The sequence below is a fragment of the Kitasatospora sp. NBC_01250 genome (genome assembly GCF_036226465.1).
Lineage (GTDB): Bacteria > Actinomycetota > Actinomycetes > Streptomycetales > Streptomycetaceae > Kitasatospora.
Window position 1 is genome coordinate 7,160,348 of record NZ_CP108476.1, and the last position, 18,279, is coordinate 7,178,626.

At 73.7% G+C, this 18,279-nt stretch carries 20 protein-coding genes; 19 read left to right on the top strand and 1 reads right to left on the bottom strand.

Translation table 11 applies throughout. From position 1 onward, the window contains the following. The first annotated feature begins 3 nt into the window (after positions 1 to 3). Positions 4 to 1,365, top strand: coding sequence for a Pup--protein ligase (gene pafA, locus OG500_RS30340; RefSeq protein WP_327070025.1), 1,362 nt, complete (start codon positions 4 to 6; stop codon positions 1,363 to 1,365). A gap of 25 nt (positions 1,366 to 1,390) precedes the next feature. Here pafA and OG500_RS30345 read toward each other — a convergent pair whose 3' ends face one another. Then, complete coding sequence (locus OG500_RS30345) at positions 1,391 to 1,696, bottom strand: hypothetical protein (RefSeq protein ID WP_327070026.1); 306 nt, start codon at positions 1,694 to 1,696, stop codon at positions 1,391 to 1,393. Between OG500_RS30345 and OG500_RS30350 the strand changes: the two genes are divergently transcribed. The 18 genes from OG500_RS30350 (at position 1,674) to OG500_RS30435 (ending at position 18,272) form a co-directional block, all read left to right on the top strand. Continuing rightward, positions 1,674 to 2,504 carry an FKBP-type peptidyl-prolyl cis-trans isomerase gene (locus OG500_RS30350; protein ID WP_327071740.1) on the top strand — a complete coding sequence of 277 codons (831 nt, stop codon included), beginning with the start codon at positions 1,674 to 1,676 and terminating at the stop codon, positions 2,502 to 2,504. The genes OG500_RS30345 and OG500_RS30350 overlap by 23 nt on opposite strands. A 154-nt stretch (positions 2,505 to 2,658) precedes the next feature. Then, positions 2,659 to 3,987, top strand: a complete 1,329-nt coding sequence (locus OG500_RS30355) for an FKBP-type peptidyl-prolyl cis-trans isomerase (RefSeq protein WP_327070027.1) — start codon at positions 2,659 to 2,661, stop codon at positions 3,985 to 3,987. A gap of 170 nt (positions 3,988 to 4,157) precedes the next feature. Beyond that, entirely contained in the window at positions 4,158 to 4,532 is a 375-nt protein-coding gene (locus OG500_RS30360; RefSeq protein ID WP_327070028.1) for an FKBP-type peptidyl-prolyl cis-trans isomerase, read from the top strand. Positions 4,533 to 4,724: 192 nt separating this feature from the next. Beyond that, the gene (locus OG500_RS30365) at positions 4,725 to 5,765 is read left to right on the top strand and encodes a helix-turn-helix transcriptional regulator (protein ID WP_327070029.1); all 1,041 of its coding nucleotides are present in this window, start codon (positions 4,725 to 4,727) and stop codon (positions 5,763 to 5,765) included. A gap of 32 nt (positions 5,766 to 5,797) precedes the next feature. Next, complete coding sequence (locus OG500_RS30370) at positions 5,798 to 6,721, top strand: helix-turn-helix transcriptional regulator (RefSeq protein WP_327071741.1); 924 nt, start codon at positions 5,798 to 5,800, stop codon at positions 6,719 to 6,721. Continuing rightward, on the top strand, positions 6,718 to 7,008 hold the full coding sequence (locus tag OG500_RS30375) for a hypothetical protein (RefSeq protein ID WP_327070030.1): 291 nt from the start codon (positions 6,718 to 6,720) through the stop codon (positions 7,006 to 7,008). The genes OG500_RS30370 and OG500_RS30375 overlap by 4 nt, the downstream gene beginning before the upstream one ends. Further along, complete coding sequence (locus OG500_RS30380; RefSeq protein WP_327070031.1) at positions 7,005 to 7,193, top strand: hypothetical protein; 189 nt, start codon at positions 7,005 to 7,007, stop codon at positions 7,191 to 7,193. The genes OG500_RS30375 and OG500_RS30380 overlap by 4 nt, the downstream gene beginning before the upstream one ends. A 209-nt stretch (positions 7,194 to 7,402) precedes the next feature. Next, on the top strand, positions 7,403 to 7,672 hold the full coding sequence (locus OG500_RS30385) for a twin-arginine translocase TatA/TatE family subunit (protein WP_327070032.1): 270 nt from the start codon (positions 7,403 to 7,405) through the stop codon (positions 7,670 to 7,672). Positions 7,673 to 7,739: 67 nt separating this feature from the next. Further along, a complete protein-coding gene (gene tatC / locus OG500_RS30390) occupies positions 7,740 to 8,690 on the top strand; it encodes a twin-arginine translocase subunit TatC (protein ID WP_327070033.1) in 951 nt (316 codons plus the stop codon). A gap of 118 nt (positions 8,691 to 8,808) precedes the next feature. Then, positions 8,809 to 9,990 (top strand): NAD(P)/FAD-dependent oxidoreductase, encoded by a 1,182-nt coding sequence (locus OG500_RS30395; RefSeq protein ID WP_329584669.1) that lies wholly within the window; start codon positions 8,809 to 8,811, stop codon positions 9,988 to 9,990. Positions 9,991 to 10,096: 106 nt separating this feature from the next. Then, a complete protein-coding gene (locus OG500_RS30400; RefSeq protein ID WP_329584671.1) occupies positions 10,097 to 10,429 on the top strand; it encodes a (2Fe-2S)-binding protein in 333 nt (110 codons plus the stop codon). Further along, positions 10,410 to 11,918 carry an NAD(P)/FAD-dependent oxidoreductase gene (locus OG500_RS30405; protein WP_329584673.1) on the top strand — a complete coding sequence of 503 codons (1,509 nt, stop codon included), beginning with the start codon at positions 10,410 to 10,412 and terminating at the stop codon, positions 11,916 to 11,918. Before OG500_RS30400 ends, OG500_RS30405 begins: the two co-directional genes overlap by 20 nt. Before the next feature lie 133 nt (positions 11,919 to 12,051). Next, complete coding sequence (locus tag OG500_RS30410; protein ID WP_329587831.1) at positions 12,052 to 12,915, top strand: dihydrodipicolinate synthase family protein; 864 nt, start codon at positions 12,052 to 12,054, stop codon at positions 12,913 to 12,915. A 46-nt stretch (positions 12,916 to 12,961) separates the two neighbouring features. Then, a complete protein-coding gene (locus OG500_RS30415; RefSeq protein WP_327070037.1) occupies positions 12,962 to 13,966 on the top strand; it encodes a proline racemase family protein in 1,005 nt (334 codons plus the stop codon). Beyond that, complete coding sequence (locus tag OG500_RS30420; RefSeq protein ID WP_329584676.1) at positions 13,963 to 15,318, top strand: aldehyde dehydrogenase family protein; 1,356 nt, start codon at positions 13,963 to 13,965, stop codon at positions 15,316 to 15,318. Before OG500_RS30415 ends, OG500_RS30420 begins: the two co-directional genes overlap by 4 nt. After that, positions 15,315 to 16,385: a proline racemase family protein gene (locus tag OG500_RS30425; RefSeq protein ID WP_329584678.1), complete on the top strand. Its 1,071-nt coding sequence runs from the start codon at positions 15,315 to 15,317 to the stop codon at positions 16,383 to 16,385. The genes OG500_RS30420 and OG500_RS30425 overlap by 4 nt, the downstream gene beginning before the upstream one ends. After that, positions 16,382 to 17,287 carry an ornithine cyclodeaminase family protein gene (locus OG500_RS30430; protein WP_327070039.1) on the top strand — a complete coding sequence of 302 codons (906 nt, stop codon included), beginning with the start codon at positions 16,382 to 16,384 and terminating at the stop codon, positions 17,285 to 17,287. The genes OG500_RS30425 and OG500_RS30430 overlap by 4 nt, the downstream gene beginning before the upstream one ends. A gap of 274 nt (positions 17,288 to 17,561) precedes the next feature. Beyond that, positions 17,562 to 18,272 (top strand): GntR family transcriptional regulator, encoded by a 711-nt coding sequence (locus OG500_RS30435; RefSeq protein WP_327070040.1) that lies wholly within the window; start codon positions 17,562 to 17,564, stop codon positions 18,270 to 18,272. Positions 18,273 to 18,279 lie beyond the last annotated feature (7 nt).

The window sequence follows — 18,279 nt, forward strand, 5'->3', positions numbered from 1 at the left end:
GGCATGGACCGCCGAATTTTCGGGCTGGAGAACGAGTACGGCGTCACGTGTACGTTCCGGGGACAACGGCGTCTGTCTCCGGACGAGGTGGCCAGGTACCTCTTCCGCCGCGTAGTTTCCTGGGGCCGCAGCAGCAATGTCTTCCTGCGCAATGGCGCCCGCCTCTATCTTGACGTCGGTTCGCACCCCGAGTACGCCACCCCGGAGTGTGATGATGTCACCGAGCTGGTGACCCACGACAAGGCGGGCGAGCGGATCCTCGAAGGTCTCCTGGTGGACGCCGAACGGCGGCTGCACGAGGAGGGCATCGCCGGGGACGTCTACCTCTTCAAGAACAACACCGACTCGGCCGGCAACTCCTACGGCTGCCACGAGAACTACCTGGTGGCCCGCCACGGGGAGTTCTCCCGGCTCGCGGACGTGCTGATCCCCTTCCTGGTCACCCGGCAGCTGATCTGCGGTGCCGGCAAGGTCCTGCAGACCCCGCGCGGTGCCGTCTTCTGCGTGAGCCAGCGCGCGGAGCACATCTGGGAGGGCGTCAGCTCGGCCACCACCCGCTCGCGCCCGATCATCAACACCCGTGACGAGCCGCACGCGGACGCCGAGCGGTACCGCCGGCTGCACGTGATCGTCGGTGACTCCAACATGTCGGAGACCACCACGCTGCTCAAGGTGGGCGCCACCGACCTGGTGCTGCGCCTGATCGAGGCCGGTGTGGTGATGCGCGACCTCACCCTGGAGAACCCGATCCGGGCGATCCGCGAGGTCAGCCACGACCTCACCGGGCGCCACCAGGTGCGCCTGGCCAACGGGCGGGAGGCGAGCGCCCTGGAGATCCAGGAGGAGTACTACACCAAGGCGCTGGACTTCGCCGACCGCAAGGGCCTGAACACTGGCACGGTGGCCCGGGTGCTCGAGCTGTGGGGCCGCACGCTGGAGGCGGTGCGCACCGAGGACCTGGCCAAGGCCGGCACCGAGATCGACTGGATCATGAAGTACCAGCTGATCGAGCGCTACCGCGAGAAGCACCAGATGAGCATGTCCAACCCGCGGATCGCCCAGATCGACCTCGCCTACCACGACATCCACCGTCGGCGCGGGCTCTTCTACCTGCTGCAGAACAAGGGCCAGGCGCAGCGGGTGACCACCGACCTGAAGACCTTCGAGGCCAAGTCGGTGCCGCCGCAGACCACCCGGGCCCGGCTGCGCGGCGACTTCATCCGCAAGGCGCAGGAGCAGCGCCGCGACTTCACGGTGGACTGGGTGCACCTGAAGCTGAACGACCAGGCGCAGCGCACGGTCCTGTGCAAGGACCCGTTCCGTTCGGTGGACGAGCGGGTGGAGAAGCTGATCGCGGGCATGTGACGGCTGCTCGGCGGCGGGGAGGTGATCAGGTCGGATGACTGATCACCTCCCCGCCGCATGTCGTCGGCCCGCCTTGCTCCGGTGACGGGGATTCACGGCCTAGGGTGGTCGAGTCCACCGATCCGTAGATGATGTGACCGACAGTGAGGACCACCGTGCGCCGCAGAGCCGGGTTGCTCGTACTGCTGCCGATGCTGGTGCTTGCCGCGTGCAGCAGCGGCACGCCTGCGAAGAGCGGGCCGTCCCCGGCTCCGACCAGCGCCTCGCCGAGTGTGCCGGCCCCGGTGGGCTCGGCCTCGCCGATGCCGATGGTGAGCGGGGAGTTCGGCAAGAAGGCGACCATCACGCTGCCGAGCGGCCAGCCGAGCGGCCAGTTCGTGGTGAGCACGGTGATCGAGGGCGACGGCGCCACGGTCAACAAGGGCGACTGGGTGACGGTGAACTACACCGCCAAGGACTGGACCACCGGCAAGGACGTGCCCAGCTCCTACGACGCGGGTTCCAAGCCGCAGCTCTACCAGGCGGGGCTGGGCCAGCTGGTGCCGGCCTTCGACCAGAGCGTGGTGGGCAAGAAGGTGGGCAGCCGGGTGCTGGTGGTCGCGCCGCCCGCGACGGCCTTCGCCGACAACGGCAACCAGCAGCTCGGGGTCGGCAAGAACGAGACCGTGGTCTTCGCGCTGGACATCACCCAGGCCGTGCCGCAGGACTCGGTGGTCACCGGCACGCCCACCGCGCCGCCCGCGAACATGCCGCAGGTCAAGGACAACGGCAAGGCCGCGCCGACGATCACCATCCCGCCCGGCGAGCCGGCCCCGACCCAGCTGCAGACCTCGGTGCTGATCACCGGGGACGGCAAGCCGGTGCAGTCGGGCCAGACGCTGCTGGTGCAGTACACCGGGGTGCTGTGGAGCAACGGCCAGCAGTTCGACTCGTCCTGGAGCCACGGCGGCGCGCAGGCGCTGCAGATCGGCAACGGCAGTGTGATCGCGGGCTGGGACCAGGGGCTGGTCGGCAAGCCGGTGGGCAGCCGGGTGGAGCTGGTGATCCCGCCCGCGCTCGGCTACAAGGACCAAGCGCAGAACGGCATTCCGGCCAACTCCACGCTGGTCTTCGTGATCGACATCCTGGCGGCCGTCTGACCGGCGGCGGGACCAGGCGGGCGCCGGTCCACCGGGCGGGCGGGAAATTCCGGTGTGTCATGCACACTCGATGAGTGCCCGTGCTCAGGGCGAACTGACATACTGCTGCCGATTCGCACAGCGGCGAGCGACCTGATGGCGAGGATGGGGAGAAATGGCTGAGAATCCACCGGACCCGAGCGAGACCGACGACGGCGTGAGCGGCGCGGTCACCGGCCCGGCGGCGTCGCGGCCGGGTGGCCCGGTGTCGGGAGACGGCGAATCGATCGTCATCCCGCCCTCGGTGCTCAAGCAGCAGGCCGGCTGGACGGCGCCCGGCGAGCGCGTGGCCGCTCCGTCGGCCGGTGCCCAGCCGGAGGAGCCGCAGGTCTTCGCCTCCACGGTGCGCAAGCAGCAGATCTCCGAGGCCGACTACGAGAACGTGGGCGGCGGCGGACGGCTGGGCGCCGTGCTGGGCGTGGTGCTGGCGGTGCTGCTGGTCGGCAGCGGCATCGGCATCTACGTCGTCAACCAGCACAACGACAAGAGCAGCGCCGCGGACTCCGCCACCAGTGCGCCGAGCACCCCGCCCTCGCCCAGCCAGGCGCCGGTGCCGCCGATCAAGGACACCGCCAAGGTGCTGCCGACGGTCTCCGGCGACTTCGGCAAGAAGGCGACCATCACGGTGCCCTCCGAGGCGCCCGACGGCACCTTCGTGGTCAAGCCGATCTCCGAGGGCGACGGCGCCAAGATCAACAAGGGTGACTGGGTCTCCGTCGACTACACCCTGAAGGACTGGCAGAGCGGCAAGGACCTGCAGGGCTCCTACGACCTGGGCAAGCCGCTGCTGCTGCAGCCCGGCACCGGCGGTGTGATCCCGGCCCTGGACTCCAGCCTGGTGGGTCAGAAGGCGGGCAGCCGGGTGCTGATCGTCGCTCCGCCGGCAGCCGCCTTCGGCGACCAGGGCAACCAGGGCATGGGTCTGGCCCCGAAGGACACCCTGGTGCTGGTGGCCGACATCCAGCGGGTGAACGCGCCCGACGCGCGGGTCAGCGGTGACATGACGCCGCCGCCGGCCGACTTCCCGCAGGTGAAGGTGAACGGCGACAAGAAGGCCGACACCATCACCCCGCCGGCCAACGTGACCGACCCGACCGACCTCAAGACCGCCGTGCTGATCCAGGGCAAGGGCCCGAAGATCGCCAACGGCGACCAGGTGCTGGTCCAGTACACCGGCGTGACCCTCAAGGACGGCAAGAAGTTCGACTCCTCGCTCGACAAGGGCCAGGCGTTCAGCTTCGCGGTCGGCGGCGGCAACGTCATCGAGGGCTGGGACAAGGGCGTGGTGGGCCAGAACGTCGGCAGCCGGATCGAGTTGGTGATCCCGGCGTCGATGGCCTACAAGGACCAGCCGCCGGCCGGCAGCGGCATTCCGGCCAACGCCTCGCTCGTCTTCGTGGTCGACATCCTGGACGCGGGGCAGGGTTCCGGCCAGAGCGGATGACAAGATGGGGGCTTCCGGTCCGCGGGGTGACCCGCGGCCGGGCCTGAACTGCACGGGCGGCGGATGCCCGTACGGTGGCTTGTGACCAAGCCGTCGTGCGGCGGATCCGCCGCCGTGCTGTGTGGACGTGACGTGGGGCCGCCGACGGCGGCCGATGAAAAGAGGCAGTTGTGACGCAGAAGACGAAGCCGGAGATCGACTTCCCGGGTGGCGAGGCTCCGGCCGAGCTGCTGATCGAGGACATCGAGGTCGGCACCGGCGCCGAGGCCAAGGCCGGCGCCAACGTCGAGGTGCACTACGTCGGTGTCACCTTCGAGACCGGCGAGGAGTTCGACGCCAGCTGGAACCGTAACTCGACCTTCCGCTTCCCGCTGGGCGGCGGCCGGGTCATCAAGGGCTGGGACCAGGGCGTGCAGGGCATGAAGGTCGGTGGCCGCCGCAAGCTGACCATCCCGGCCCACCTGGGCTACGGGAAGCAGTCGCCGACCCCGCTGATCCCGCCGAACTCGACGCTGATCTTCGTGGTCGACCTCATCTCGGTCTGATCCCGTTCCGGCGCCGGCCGCACCCTGCCACCAGCAGGCGCGGCCGGCGCCGTTCGCTTCTCCTGACGCGCCGCGCGATCTCGGCTTTCGCCGCAGGTCCCGCACCCGGTACGGTCAGGGTCGCCGGGCCCGGAAGATCGGGGCCGGCCCCGCGCTCGGCGCGGCCGACAGCGGATATCGGAAGGGTCAGCGATGGCGATCGCCAAGGCAGAGCGGCTGATGAATCTCGCCCTGTGCCTGATGAACACCAGAAGGCCGCTCTCCAAGCGGGAACTGCGGGAGTCCGTCGAGGCCTATCGGGAGGCCTGGCAGTCCGGCAGCGAGGACGCCTTCAACCGGATGTTCGAGCGGGACAAGGACGACCTGCGCGAGCTGGGCCTGGTGATCGACGTCGACGAGAACACCCTGGACGGCGAGGCCGGCTACCTGGCCCGGCGCGACCGCAACCGGCTGCCGGAGATCGCGCTGGACGCCGAGGAGGCCGCCGCGCTGAGCCTGGCGGCCCGGGTCTGGCAGCAGGCCAGGCTCTCCGGTGCGGCCAGCGGCGCGCTGCAGAAGCTGCGCGCGGCCGGCGTGCCGTTCACCGAGGACGCCGCCGAGGGCCGCACCGCGCTGGAGCCCACCATCCCGGCGCGCGAGGCCGCCTTCGAGCCGCTGCTGCTCGCCGCCCGCGACCGGCGCCCGGTCGCCTTCGACTACCGCAAGGCCGGCGCCGCCGTCACCGAGCCGCGCTCGGTGGAGCCCTGGGCGCTGGAGTGCTGGCGCGGCCACTGGTACCTGGCCGGCTGGGACCGCGACCGCGGCGCGGTGCGGGTCTTCCGGCTCAGCCGGATCACCGGCAAGGTCCGCTCCCGGGCGGCGGCCTTCACCGCGCCGGTGCCCGAGCACGTGGACGTCCGTGCCTACGTGGCCACCTTCGCCGGCGAGGGCGCCACCGCCTCGGCCACCGTGCGGCTGCGCCGCGGGGCGGGCTTCCCGCTGCGCACCAAGGCGCTGGCCACCCGTCAGCTGGACGCCGACTGGGACGAGTTGGAGATCCCCTACGGCCACGGGCTGGGTGCCAACCTGGCCGAGTACGGGCCCGACCTGGTGGTGCTGGCGCCCGAGGAGTTGCGTGCCGAGGTCGTCGACCGGCTGCGCGCGGTGGCGGGGCTGCCGCCGCTCGCCCCGCCCGGGCGCACCGGTGCCGGTGCGTCCGCCGTTTCCGCTGTCGACACCGTCGAAGGAGCCTGAGGGTGAGCAACGCCATCGACCAGACCCGGCGGATGCTCTCGCTGGTCACCTACCTGCGCGAGCGCCCCGGTGCGGAGGTCGCCGAGGTGGCCCGGGCCTTCGGGATCACCGAGCGCGAGCTGATCGCCGACCTGAACGTGCTGCCGATGTGCGGCACCAGCTTCCGCGGCGGCGACCTGCTGGACATCGACACCGACGGTGAGCGGATCTGGTGGCACAACGTCGACGACGTGGCCCAGCCGCTGCGGCTGGCCGCCGACGAGGCCACCGCGCTGCTGGTGGCCGCCCGGGCGGTGGCCGGTCTGCCGGGCCTGCGCGAGCGGGACCGCCAGGCGCTCACCCGGGCCGTCGCCAAGATCGAGAACGCGGCGGGGGAGAGCGCCGAGGGCAGCGCCCGGGTCGGGGTGACCTTCGAGGCCGAGGGCCAGGTCTTCGCCGACATCGACCGCGCGCTCAGCGAGGGCCGGCGGATCTGGCTGCGCTACTACTCGCACGGGCGCGGCGGCATGACCGAGCGTGAGGTCGACCCGATCCGGCTGCTGACGGAGGGTCACACCTACCTGGACGGCTGGTGCCGCACCTCCGAGGACCGCCGGCTCTTCCGGCTGGACCGGGTCGCCGAGATCAGGATCCTCGACGAGCCGGCCGATCCGCCCCGGCTGGAGCCGCGCGACCTCTCCCAGGGCCTGGTCAACCCGGCCGCCGACGACCCCGAGGTGGTGGTCGAGGTCGGCCCCGGCGGGCGCTGGGTGGCCGAGTACTACACGCACGACCTGGCCGAGGAACTGCCGGACGGCGGCCTGCGGATCACCCTGCGCAGCTCGGACCCCTCGGGCCTGCGCACGCTGGCGCTGCGACTGGGCCGCGACGGGCGGATCGTGGCACCCGGGCCGCTGGCCGAGCAGGCCAGGGCCGCCGCGCTCGCGGCGCTGGCCGGGTACCCGGAGCAGCCGTGAGCGCCGACACCGCTGCGACGGCCGACACCGCTGCGACCGCCGACGCCGCGGAGACGACGGCCGACACCCGGTTCAAGGTCTACTGCTCGCAGTGCCGGGAGAAGGTGGAACTGGCCGCGGCCGAGTTCCGCCTGGCGCTCGGGCGGACCAAGGAGCGCACCTTCTACAGCTTCACCTGCCCCGCCTGCGGGGCTGCGGTGCGCAAGCCGGCCGGGGAGAAGATCGTGGCGGCGCTGACCGGTGCGGGGGTCTCCACCATCCGCCTGCTCCAGGCGGTGGACGGATGACCGGGACCTGGGTGCTGATGGGCGCGGTGGGTCTGGCCACCGCCGGGCTGCTGGTGCTGGGGGTGCTCGGGATGCGGCTGTGGCTGGATGTCCGGAGCCTGGCCAAGCAGGTCGACGGCGCCGCGCAGGCGCTGACCGGCGCGGCCGAGGAACTGGGCGAGAGCGTCGAGAGCGTGCGCCGCTGAGGCCGCGGCCGGTGCCGACCACCTCGCGGGTGCCCCGCGGCCGCCCAAACTTCACCCGTGGGTGAGCCGGGGGTCTCCTGCCGCCGCAGCGCGCGGGTTAGGCTCTCACCGTGGCGCCGGGTGTACCCGCGGGCCGCGTCGTCCCGTCCAGCAGCGGCCGGGGTCCAGTCGGGCCCGGACAACCGCGCCGAGTCAGAAGGTAGTCGTCCATGGGCAGGATCCTGGCGTTCCTGGTGATCATCCTGATGGCGGCGGTCTTCTTCGGCGGCAAGCGGCTGCCCGATCTGGCCCGCGCCCTGGGACGGTCACTGCGGATCCTGAAGAGCGAGACCGCCGCTCTGCGCGAGGAGTTCGACAAGGAAGCGAAGCCGCCGGTCGCGCCGCCGCAGGCCGACCCGGCACTGACCATCAAGGCCGCACCCGGTGATTCCTCCACCGCGCGGCCGGCCACCGAGCAGCGAACCGGCCGCACGCGTTGAGCGGGCGACCGGTCCACCCAGTGGCCGCCGCCCGGCGCGCCATGACGCACGAGTTTGAGGACCGGGGTTGAGCAAGTCTTCCAAGCCGCCCAAGCACGATGACGGACGGATGTCCCTGGGCGACCACCTGCGTGAGCTGCGCAACCGGCTGGTCAAGTCGGTCCTGGCGATCGTGCTCTGCACGATCGTGGCGGCGTACTTCAAGAACGAGCTGCTGCACTTCCTGATGCGGCCGCTGCCGGAGTGCGGGCCCGACGGCAAGCCGCTGCCCGGGATCAAGCACTGCGCCAAGGTGGCGGTGATCGGTGTCACCCAGCCCTTCAACCTCACCCTGAAGGTCTGTCTGCTGGCCGGCCTGGTGGCCACTGTCCCGATCTGGCTCTACCAGGCCTGGGCCTTCATCTCGCCCGGCCTGCACCGGCACGAGAAGCGCTACACGCTGACCTTCCTGGGGCTGGGCACCCCGCTCTTCCTCGGCGGCGTCGCCTGCGGCTACCTGCTGATGCCGACCACCATCGAGGTGCTGGGCTCGTTCACCCCGATCGGCGCGGAGCAGATCCTGCCGGTCGAGGACTACCTCAACATCGCCACCCGGATGCTGCTGGTCTTCGGCCTGGCCTTCGAGTTCCCGCTGCTGCTGGTGATGCTCAACCTGGGCGGAGTGCTCTCCGGCAAGCGGATGCTCGGCTGGTGGCGCGCCATGGTCATGGCGATCACGGTCTTCGCCGCCGTCGCCACGCCCAGCGCCGACCCGGTCAGCATGCTGGCGCTGGCCTCGCCGATCTGGGTGCTCTACTTCGTGGCGGTGGGTTTCGCCCTGCTCAACGACCGCCGCCGGCTGCGCCGCAACCCGGATGCCGCCCTGTCGGACGAGGAAGCCTCGCACCTGGACCTGTCGGTCGAGGGCGTCGAGGGCGCGGAGTCGGTCGCCGCCTCGGCCCCCGCCGTCGCCTCGGCTGCGCCGGTGGCCTCCGTCCCGCCCGCGCGCGGCGAGCAGGTGGACGACGACATCACCTGACGGACTCCCGGCCCTCGCTGTGCCGCATGCCCCGGACCGCTGCCGCGGACCGGGGCATGCGCATGTCCGGACCCCGGAGGACCTTGGCACGATGAAGGCAATGTGACATATTACTGGTGTGCTCACGAGACCATCCCATGACGTCGTGGTGATCGGTGCCGGCATCGTCGGTGCCGCCTGCGCGTACTACGCGGCCCGCGCCGGCCTGTCCGTCGGCGTGGTCGACCGCGGACCGGTCGCGGGCGGGACCACCGGTGCGGGCGAGGGCAATCTGCTCCTCTCCGACAAGGCGCCGGGCCCCGAGCTCGACCTCGCCCGGCTCTCCGCCCGACTCTGGCGCGAGTTGGCCGAGGAGCTGCCCGCAGCGATCGAGTACGAGGCCAAGGGCGGCCTGGTGGTGGCCGCCGAGCCGGCCGGGCAGCAGGCGCTGCGCGCCTTCGCGGCCCGGCAGGCAGCGGCCGGGGTGCGGGCCGAGGAGGTCGCCGCCGATCGGCTGGCCGACCACGAGCCGCACCTGGCCCCCGGGCTGGCCGGTGGCTTCCACTACCCCGAGGATGCCCAGGTGCAGCCCGCCCTGGCCGCGGCGCACCTGCTGCGCGAGGCGCGCCGGGCCGGTGCCGTCTTCTACCCCGGCGAGCGGGTGACGGCCCTGCTGCTCGACCCGGCGGCCGGTCGGTCCGGCGCGCCAGGTGTGCGTGGCGTGCGCACCGCCCGGCGCGAGCTGGCGGCGGGCGCGGTGGTCAATGCGGCGGGCACCTGGGGCGGGGAGGTGGCCGCGCTGGCCGGGGTGCGCCTGCCGGTGCTGCCCCGGCGCGGCTTCGTCCTGGTCACCGAGCCGCTGCCGCGGGTGGTGCGGCACAAGGTCTACGCCGCCGACTACGTGGCGGACGTGGCCAGTGGGTCGGCCGCGCTGCAGAGCTCCGCCGTGGTGGAGGGCACCCCGGGCGGCCCGGTCCTGATCGGCGCCACCCGGGAGCGGGTCGGCTTCGACCGGACGGTCTCCGTCGAGGCGCTGCAGCGGCTGGCCGCCCAGGCCACCGCGCTCTTCCCGGTGCTGGCCGGGGTGCGGGTGCTGCGCGCCTACCGGGGATTCCGCCCCTACCTGCCGGACCACCTGCCCGCGATCGGCGCGGACCCCCGGGCGCCCGGCCTCTACCACGCCTGCGGTCACGAGGGCGCTGGCATCGGCCTGGCGCCGGCCACCGGGCTGCTGATCGCCGACCAGCTGACCGGGCGGCGGGCGGTGGATCGCGCGGGGGTCGACCTTGCGGCGCTCCGGCCCGAGCGCTTCGACGACTGACCGCCGACCGCCTGCCCTGCCCGTCCTGTTCCTGCCCGTCCCGTTCCCGTCCGCCCTGATCCTGTCCGCCGCTCCTGTCCGCCCCCGCGCAGAACGGACCCCGCCCATGCGCCGTCCCCGCCCTGGTCCCCGCACTCCCGCCGCGCTGGTCGCGGCGACCCCGGGGCCGGCCCACACCATCGAGTTCGACGGCCGGGCGATCCCCGCGCTGCCGGGCCAGAGCATCGCCGCCGCACTCTGGGCGCAGGGCATCGTGGCCTGGCGCACCACCCGGGTGGGCGGCCGGCCGCGCGGGGCCTTCTGCGGGATCGGCGCCTGCTACGACTGCTTGGCCACTGTCAACGGCCGGCCCAACCAGCGCACCTGTCTGCTCCCGGCCGCGCCCGGCGACACCGTCACGACGCAGGAAGGGCACGGCCATGCCGAACTCGCCGTCTGAGCCGTCCGGGTCGTCCGGGTCGTCCGAGCTGTCCGGGTCGACGGGTGTCGCGGCCGGCGGCGCCGGCTACGACCTCGCCGTCATCGGCGCCGGCCCCGCGGGGCTCGCCGGGGTGGTGGCCGCCGCCGACCGGGGCCTGCGCTGCGTGCTGCTGGACGCGGGCGGCGGTCTCGGTGGCCAGTACTACCGTCACCCCGCCGCCGAGCTGCGGGCCGCCCGCCCCGACCGGCTGCACCACCACTGGTCGACCTTCACGGCGCTGTCCCGGCGGCTGGCGGAGCACCGCGAAGCCGGGCGGGTCGAGGTCCGGTTGCGGCACCACGTCGTGCTGGTGCAAGGAGTGCCGCTGCCGGGAGCGCCGCCGGTGTCCGGGGCGTCGACGGGGTGGCGCCTGCACACGAGTTCCGGTGTCGAGTCCGGGGCCGGGAGCACCGGCCGGGTCGACGCCCGTGCGGTGCTGCTGGCCACCGGAGCCTACGAGCGCCAGCTGCCCTTCCCCGGCTGGACGCTGCCCGGGGTGGTCACCGCCGGCGGGGCGCAGGCGATGCTCAAGGCCGGCCTGGTGCTGCCGGGCCGGCGCATCGTGGTGGCCGGCAGCGGGCCGCTGCTGCTCGCGGTGGCCGCCTCGCTGGCCGCCGCCGGGGCCGAGGTGCCCGCGCTGCTGGAGGCGGGCGGTTACCTCGGGTACGCCCGGAGCCCCGGCACGCTCGCCGCGGTCCCCGGCAAGCTGGCCGAGGGCGTCGTGCACGGTGCCGCGCTGGCCCGGCACGCCGTGCGTCCGCGCACCGCCCACGCCGTGATCGAGGCGCACGGCACCGACCGGGTGCGCGCCGTCACGGTGGCCAGGCTGGACCGTACCTGGCGTCCGCTGCCCGGCACCGAGCGGCGGATCGCCTGCGACGCGCTGGCCGTCGGGCACGGTCTGGTGCCGCAGCTGGAGCTGGCCACCGAGCTGGGCGCGGCCACCAGGACCGTGCCGGACGGCACCCTGGCGCTGCGGGTCGACGCCGGCCAGCGCACCACCGTGCCCGGCCTCTGGGCGGCGGGGGAGACCTGCGGGGTGGGCGGCGCGGAACTCGCGCTGGCCGAGGGCGAACTGGCTGCGGCGACGATCGCCGGCCAGCAGCCGCCCGCCGCGCTGCTGGCCCGGCGCCGGCGACTGCGCGCCTTCGCCGAGCTGATGGCGGCCGTCCACCGGCCCGGGCCCGGCTGGACGGGCTGGCTCTCCCCGGAGACCGAGGTCTGCCGCTGCGAGGAGGTGCCGCTGGCCCGGATCACCGAGGCGGTCCAGGAGCTGGGCGCCGGTGACGCCCGCACCGTCAAGCTGCTCACCAGGGCCGGGATGGGCTGGTGCCAGGGCCGGATGTGCGGTCCGGCCGTCGCCTGCCTGGCCGGTGCTGGTGCCGGGGCTGAGGAGCCGGCTGCCGACCGTCGGCCGTTCTCCTGTCCGGTGCGGCTCGGTGACCTGGCGGAGCTGCCGTCGGACTGATCCACCGGGGACGCGAACACCGGGAGCGCCCCCTTGCACGATCTCGTTCCCCCTTCATAAAATGTCACACCTCACCAAGGAGTCGCTCGTGACCCACCCCCAGCACGATCGCACCCGTCCGTGGCGCGGCATCATGGTCGCCACCGCGCTGCCACTGCGCCCGGACCTTTCCGTCGACTACGACGCCTTCGCCGAGCACGTCCAGCGCCTGATCGCGGCCGGCTGCGACGGCGTGGTCCCCAACGGCTCGCTCGGCGAGTACCAGACGCTCACCGCCGAGGAGCGCGCCAGAGTCGTCACCACCGCCGTCGAGGCGGCGGGCGACGGCGCCCGGGTGATGCCGGGCGTGGCGGCGTACGGCAGCGCGGAGTCCCGGCGCTGGACCGAGCAGGCCGCCGAGGCCGGCGCCGGGTCGGTGCTGCTGCTGCCGCCCAACGCCTACCGGGCCGACGCCGCCGCCGTGCGCGCGCACTACGCCGAGGTGGCCAAGGTCGGCCTGCCGGTGGTGGCGTACAACAACCCGTACGACACCAAGGTCGACCTCACCCCCGAGCTGCTGGCCGAACTGCACGGCGAGGGCAGCATCGTGGCCGTCAAGGAGTTCAGCGGCGATGTCCGGCGGGCCTACGAGATCGCCGAGCTGGTGCCGGGGCTGGACCTGCTGATCGGCGCGGACGACGTGCTGCTCGAACTCGCGCTGGCCGGGGCGGTGGGCTGGATCGCCGGCTACCCGAACGCGCTGCCCGAGGCCTCGGTCGCGCTCTACCGGGCCGCCGTCGCCCACGACCTGGCCACCGCGCTGCCGCTCTACCGGGCGCTGCACCCGCTGCTGCGCTGGGACTCCAAGACCGAGTTCGTCCAGGCGATCAAGCTCTCGATGGACATCGCCGGGCTGCCCGGCGGGCCCACCAGGCCGCCGCGCGGACCGCTGCCCGCGCAGGTCGAGGCCGCCGTCCGGGCCGCGACCGAGAAGGCGCTCGCGGAGGGCCTGAGCTAGGGCCTGCCGTCAACCCCCCCTCATATCAGCTGACGAAGGGTCACCCATGCGCACCCGCCACGTCTTCCACGCCGTCGACTCGCACACCGAGGGCATGCCCACTCGGGTGATCACGGGTGGGGTCGGCGTCATCCCCGGTGCCACCATGGCCGAGCGGCGCGTCCACTTCCAGCAGCACCTGGACCACCTGCGCACCCTGCTGATGTACGAGCCGCGCGGCCACGCCTCGATGAGCGGCGCGATCCTGCAGCCGCCGACCCGGCCGGACGCCGACTACGGCGTGCTGTTCATCGAGGTCTCCGGGCTGCTGCCGATGTGCGGGCACGGCACCATCGGGGTGGCCACCGTGCTGGTGGAGACCGGCATGGTGCCGGTGGTCGAGCCGGTCACCACCGTCCGCCTGGACACCCCGGCAGGGCTGGTCACCGCCGAGGTGCGGGTGACGGACGGCGCCGCCACCGCCGTCACCATCCGCAACGTCGCCTCGTTCGCGGTCGCGCTGGACCGGAAGATCGAGGTGCCCGGCTGGGGCGCCGTCAGCTACGACCTGGCGTACGGGGGCAACTTCTACGCGATCCTGCCGGCAGCCGAGTTCGGGCTGCCCTTCGAGCGGGCGCGCAAGCAGGAGCTGCTGGCGGCGGGCCTGGCCCTGATGGAGGCGATCAACGCCTCCGCCGAGCGCCCGGTGCACCCCGAGGACCCGTCCTTCCACAGCGTCCACCACGTCAACCTGCTGGCCCCCGGCTCCACCGCCGAGCACACCCGCCACGCGATGGCGATCCACCCCGGCTGGTTCGACCGCTCGCCCTGCGGCACCGGCACCTCGGCCCGGATGGCCCAGCTGCACGCGCGCGGTGAGCTGGCGATCGGTCAGGACTTCGTCAACGAGTCCTTCATCGGCACCCGGTTCACCGGCCGACTGGTCGAGTCGACCGAGGTGGCCGGGCGGCCCGCGGTGGTTCCGACCGTCACCGGGCGGGCCTGGCTGACCGGCACCGCCCAGTACTTCCTCGACCCGAGTGACCCCTTCCCCGGAGGCTTCCTGCTGTGAGCGCCACTGTCAGCTCCTACAACCCCGCCGACCCGGCCGACCTGGTCGCCGAGGTCCCGGCCCCCGGCGCCTTCGGCACCACCGCGGCCGTCGAGCGGGCCCGGGCCGCGCAGCCGGGCTGGCTGGCGCTCGGCGCCGCCGCTCGCTCGGCCGCGCTGGGGCGGGCCGCCGACGCGGTCGAGGCACACGCCGCGGAGCTGACCGCGCTCGCGGTGCGCGAGGTGGGCAAGCCGGTCGCCGAGGCGCAGGGGGAGGTGGCCAGGACCGTCGCCATCCTGCGCTACTACGCACAGGCGCCCTTCGCACCCTCCGGCGCCGTGCACGAGACCGCCGCGGGGCCGGGGCTGCTGCTCACCCGCCGTCGCCCGCACGGCGTGGCCGGGCTCATCACGCCGTGGAACTTCCCGTACGCCATTCCGCTCTGGAAGGCCGCGCCCGCGCTGGCAGTCGGCAACACCGTGGTGCTCAAGCCCGCGCCGGAGGCGAGCGCCTGCGCACTGCGGCTGGCCGAGCTGCTCGCGCTGCCCGCGGACGTGCTGACCGTGGTGCCGGGCGGCGCGGCGGAGGGGGCGGCGCTGGTCTCCGCGGCGGACGTCATCTCCTTCACCGGCTCCACCGGCACCGGGCAGGCCGTGATCCGCGCGGCCACCGAGCGCTCGGTGCCGGTGCAGGCCGAGCTGGGCGGGGTGAACGCGGCCATCGTGCTGCCGACGGCCGACGTCGAGCAGGCGGCCGCCCAGCTGGCCTTCGCCATCGCGGGGTACGCGGGCCAGAAGTGCACCGCCACCAGCCGGGTGATCGCGGTGGGCGCGGCGCTCGAACCGCTGCGCGCGGCGCTGGTCAAGGCGCTGGCGGAGGTGGAGTGCGGGCCGGTGATCTCCGAGGCGGCGCGGGAGCGGCTGACCGGCGCGGTCTCCTCGGCGGTGGCGGGCGGGGCGCAGCTGCTGACGGGCGGGCGGGTGCCCGAGCGGGCGGGCTGGTTCGTCGAACCGACGCTGCTGGAGCAGGTGCCGGACGGGGATCCGCTGCTGACCGAGGAGTTCTTCGGGCCGGTCGCGGTGCTGCTGGCCGCCGCCGATCTGGACGAGGCGGTCGCGCTGGCCAACGCCACCCGGCACAGCCTGGCGGCCTCGGTGCACACCCGGGACCTGGACGTCGCGCTCGCGGCGGCCGACCGGCTGGCGGCCGGGATGATCCGGATCAACGCGCCGTCCAGCGGGGTCGACTTCCACCTGCCGTTCGGCGGCACCCAGCAGGCCTCCTACGGCGCCCGCGAGCAGGGGGCAGCGGCGCTGGACTTCTACACCGCGAGCCGCACGATCTCGCTGCTGCCGGCGGGGGAGGTGCGGTGAGCGGGCCCGGATCGGAGCCGTTGCCACCGGCGGGACTCGAAGTCCGGACGGTGGACTACCACACCGCCGGTGAGCCGTTCCGGATCGTCACCGCCGGTCTGCCGCCCGTTCCGGGCGGGAGCGTGGCCGAGCGCCGGGCCATCGCGCTGCGGCCGGCCGCCGGTTCGGTTGTCGGTGTCGGTGGCGCGCGGGTGCCGCGGCCCGGCCCGCTGGAGACCGTGCGGCAGCTGCTGACCCGGGAACCGCGCGGACACGCGGGGATGTACGGCGGGTTCCTGGTGCCGCCGGACGACGACGAGGCGCAGCTGGGCGTGCTCTTCTTCCACAAGGACGGCTACTCCACCGCCTGCGGTCACGGCACCATGGCGCTGGGTGCCTGGGCCGTGGACAGCGGGCTGGTCGCCGCGCCGGACGACGGCACCGCCCGGGTCTGGATCGACGTCCCGTCCGGACGGGTCGCCGCGCTGGTGCACCGCAGTGCCGGGCGCACCACGGCGGTGACCTTCCGCAACGTCCCGACCCGGGTCCTGGCCCGCAAGCTGCCGGTGGCGACCTCGGTGGGGACACTGGAGGTCGACGTGGCCGACTCCGGGGCCCGCTACGCCTCGTTGGCGGTGCCGGGCGGCGGGCCGTTCGCGGCGGCGGGCTCCGGTGCGCGGGTGGCCCCGGGCGCGCTGGCGGCGCTGGTCCCGCTCGGGCGGGAGATCCGGGCCGCGCTGCTCGACACGTACGACCTGTACGGGGTGATCTTCCATGAGGAGCTGCCCGACACCGAGGCCGGCCCGAACCAGCGCAGCGTCACCGTCTTCACGGACGGTCAGATCGACCGCTCGCCCTGCGGCTCCGGCACCTCGGCGCGGCTGGCCCTGCTCGCGGCCGACGGGCGGCTGGGCCCCGGACAGGAGTTGCGCCACGAGTCGGTGATCGGCACCGTCTTCACCGGCCGGGTCCTCGGCCACGGGCCGGGCGGTGTGCTGACCGAGGTCACCGGGCAGGCCCATCGCACCGGCGAGCACACGTTCGTGCTGGACCCGGCCGACCTGCTCGGCACCGGATTCCTGCTGTGATCACCGAGCTGGCGGTCGATCTGACGATGCGTCAGGCCATCGACGCGATCGCCGAGGTGCTGCGGGCCGGACTCGATGTGGAGGCCTGCCCGGGCCGCAGCAACGTGGCCGTACCGAGCGGCGAGCTGCTGCTGATGCCGGCCGCCGCCGACGGGTACGCGGGTGTCAAGATCGCGGGCGTGGCCCCGGCCAACCCGGCGCTCGGCCTGCCCAGGATCACCGGCAGCTATCTGCTGCTGGACGGCGCCACCCTGCTGCCGCTCGCGCTGTTGGACGGTGCGGCACTCACGGCGCTGCGCACGCCTGCCGTGACCGCTGTCGCCGTGGACCGGCTGGCCGCTGCCGATGCCGAGCATTTGGTGCTCTTCGGCGCCGGGCCGCAGGCCTACGGGCACCTCGATGCGCTGTGCGCCGTCCGGCCGCTGGGACGGGTCACGGTGGTGGCGCGCCGGGCCGAACCGGCTGCGGGGCTGGTCCGGTACGCCCAAGAGCTGGGGCTTTCGGCGCTGGCGGGGGAGCCGGACGCGGTCGCCGGGGCCGACCTGGTGGTCTGCTGCACCACCGCGACCACGCCGCTCTTCGACGGCGCGCTCGTCCGCGAGCACGCGGTGGTGGCGGCGGTCGGCTCGCACAGCCCGCGGGCGCGGGAGGTGGACGGCGTCCTGGTGGCCCGGGCCGCCTGCTACGTGGAGGCCCGGGCGGCGGCCCGGCTGGAGGCGGGGGACCTGCTGCTCGCGGACGGCGGGGCCGGGCCCGAGGCGCCGAAGGCGTGGGCCAACCTCACCGAGCTGGTGAACGGGAGGGCCGCCGTCCCGACGGACCGGCCGCGCTTCTTCAAGAGCGTCGGCATGGCCTGGCAGGACCTCGCCCTCGCCGCGGAACTTCACCGTCGCCGACGTTGACGGCTGACCCGGCGTCAAAGGGAGTGCGGGGGCGTGCCGGACGGCGGGCGTGCCCGCAAGGTGGCCGGCCGGGCGGTCCGGGGGCCGTCCGTGGATCACCCGTGGGTCATCCGTGCGGCATGCGCGGACCATCCGTGGAGCATCCGTGGACCGTCTGTGGGGTGTTCGCGGTTCGCCGGCCGGGCGATTCGGCGCCGATCCGTCGCTCAGCCGTGCTGACCAGTCGAAACGTGACATTGTACGCTGGGGGCTCCGCACTCTCCGGAGGACCGCAGTGACCGAGTCAAAGCCCCGCCCCCTCATCTCCGTTCAGGAGCGTCTGCGCGACCAGGTCGCCCACGCCCTGCGGGCCGCGCTGATCTCCGGTGAGCTGCGCCCGGGTGTGGTCTACTCCGCGCCCGCGCTGGCCGCCGACTTCGGCGTCTCGGCCACCCCGGTCCGCGAGGCGATGCTTGACCTGGCCCGTGAGGGCCTGGTCGAGGCCGTGCGCAACAAGGGTTTCCGGGTCACCGAGATGACCGAGCGGGACCTGGACGACTTCACCGAGATCCGTGAGCTGATCGAGGTCCCGACGGTCGGTCGGGTCGCCCGCGGCGCCACGGCCGAGCAGTTGGAGGCGCTGCGGCCGGTCGCCGAGGAGATCGTGGCCGCCGCCCGCCAGCACGACCTGATCGGGTACCTGGAGGCCGACCGCCAGTTCCACCTGACCCTGCTGGGCCTGGCCGGCAACGCCCGCCTGGTCGAGGTGGTCGGTGACCTGCGCAAGCGCTCCCGCCTCTACGGCCTGACCCGCCTCGACCAGCGCGGCGAGCTGGTCTCCTCCGCCGAGGAGCACCTGGAACTGCTGGACCTGATGATCTCCGGCGACGCCGAGGCCGCCGAGGCCTGCATGGCCCGCCACCTCAGCCACGTCCGCTCCCTGTGGGCGGCCGGCCGCGAGGAGGCCGCGGCGGAGAAGCCGGCCCTGCGCCTGGGGACGCGGTAGCGCTCGC

Excerpts from the sequence above, each read along its gene's own strand:
- pafA (WP_327070025.1), top strand. The coding sequence starts at position 4 with ATGGACCGCCGAATTTTCGGGCTGGAGAACGAGTACGGCGTCACGTGT.
- OG500_RS30350 (WP_327071740.1), top strand. The coding sequence starts at position 1,674 with ATGGTGAGCGGGGAGTTCGGCAAGAAGGCGACCATCACGCTGCCGAGC.
- OG500_RS30355 (WP_327070027.1), top strand. The coding sequence starts at position 2,659 with ATGGCTGAGAATCCACCGGACCCGAGCGAGACCGACGACGGCGTGAGC.
- OG500_RS30365 (WP_327070029.1), top strand. The coding sequence starts at position 4,725 with ATGGCGATCGCCAAGGCAGAGCGGCTGATGAATCTCGCCCTGTGCCTG.
- OG500_RS30370 (WP_327071741.1), top strand. The coding sequence starts at position 5,798 with ATGCTCTCGCTGGTCACCTACCTGCGCGAGCGCCCCGGTGCGGAGGTC.
- OG500_RS30380 (WP_327070031.1), top strand. The coding sequence starts at position 7,005 with ATGACCGGGACCTGGGTGCTGATGGGCGCGGTGGGTCTGGCCACCGCC.
- OG500_RS30385 (WP_327070032.1), top strand. The coding sequence starts at position 7,403 with ATGGGCAGGATCCTGGCGTTCCTGGTGATCATCCTGATGGCGGCGGTC.
- OG500_RS30400 (WP_329584671.1), top strand. The coding sequence starts at position 10,097 with ATGCGCCGTCCCCGCCCTGGTCCCCGCACTCCCGCCGCGCTGGTCGCG.
- OG500_RS30405 (WP_329584673.1), top strand. The coding sequence starts at position 10,410 with ATGCCGAACTCGCCGTCTGAGCCGTCCGGGTCGTCCGGGTCGTCCGAG.
- OG500_RS30410 (WP_329587831.1), top strand. The coding sequence starts at position 12,052 with ATGGTCGCCACCGCGCTGCCACTGCGCCCGGACCTTTCCGTCGACTAC.
- OG500_RS30415 (WP_327070037.1), top strand. The coding sequence starts at position 12,962 with ATGCGCACCCGCCACGTCTTCCACGCCGTCGACTCGCACACCGAGGGC.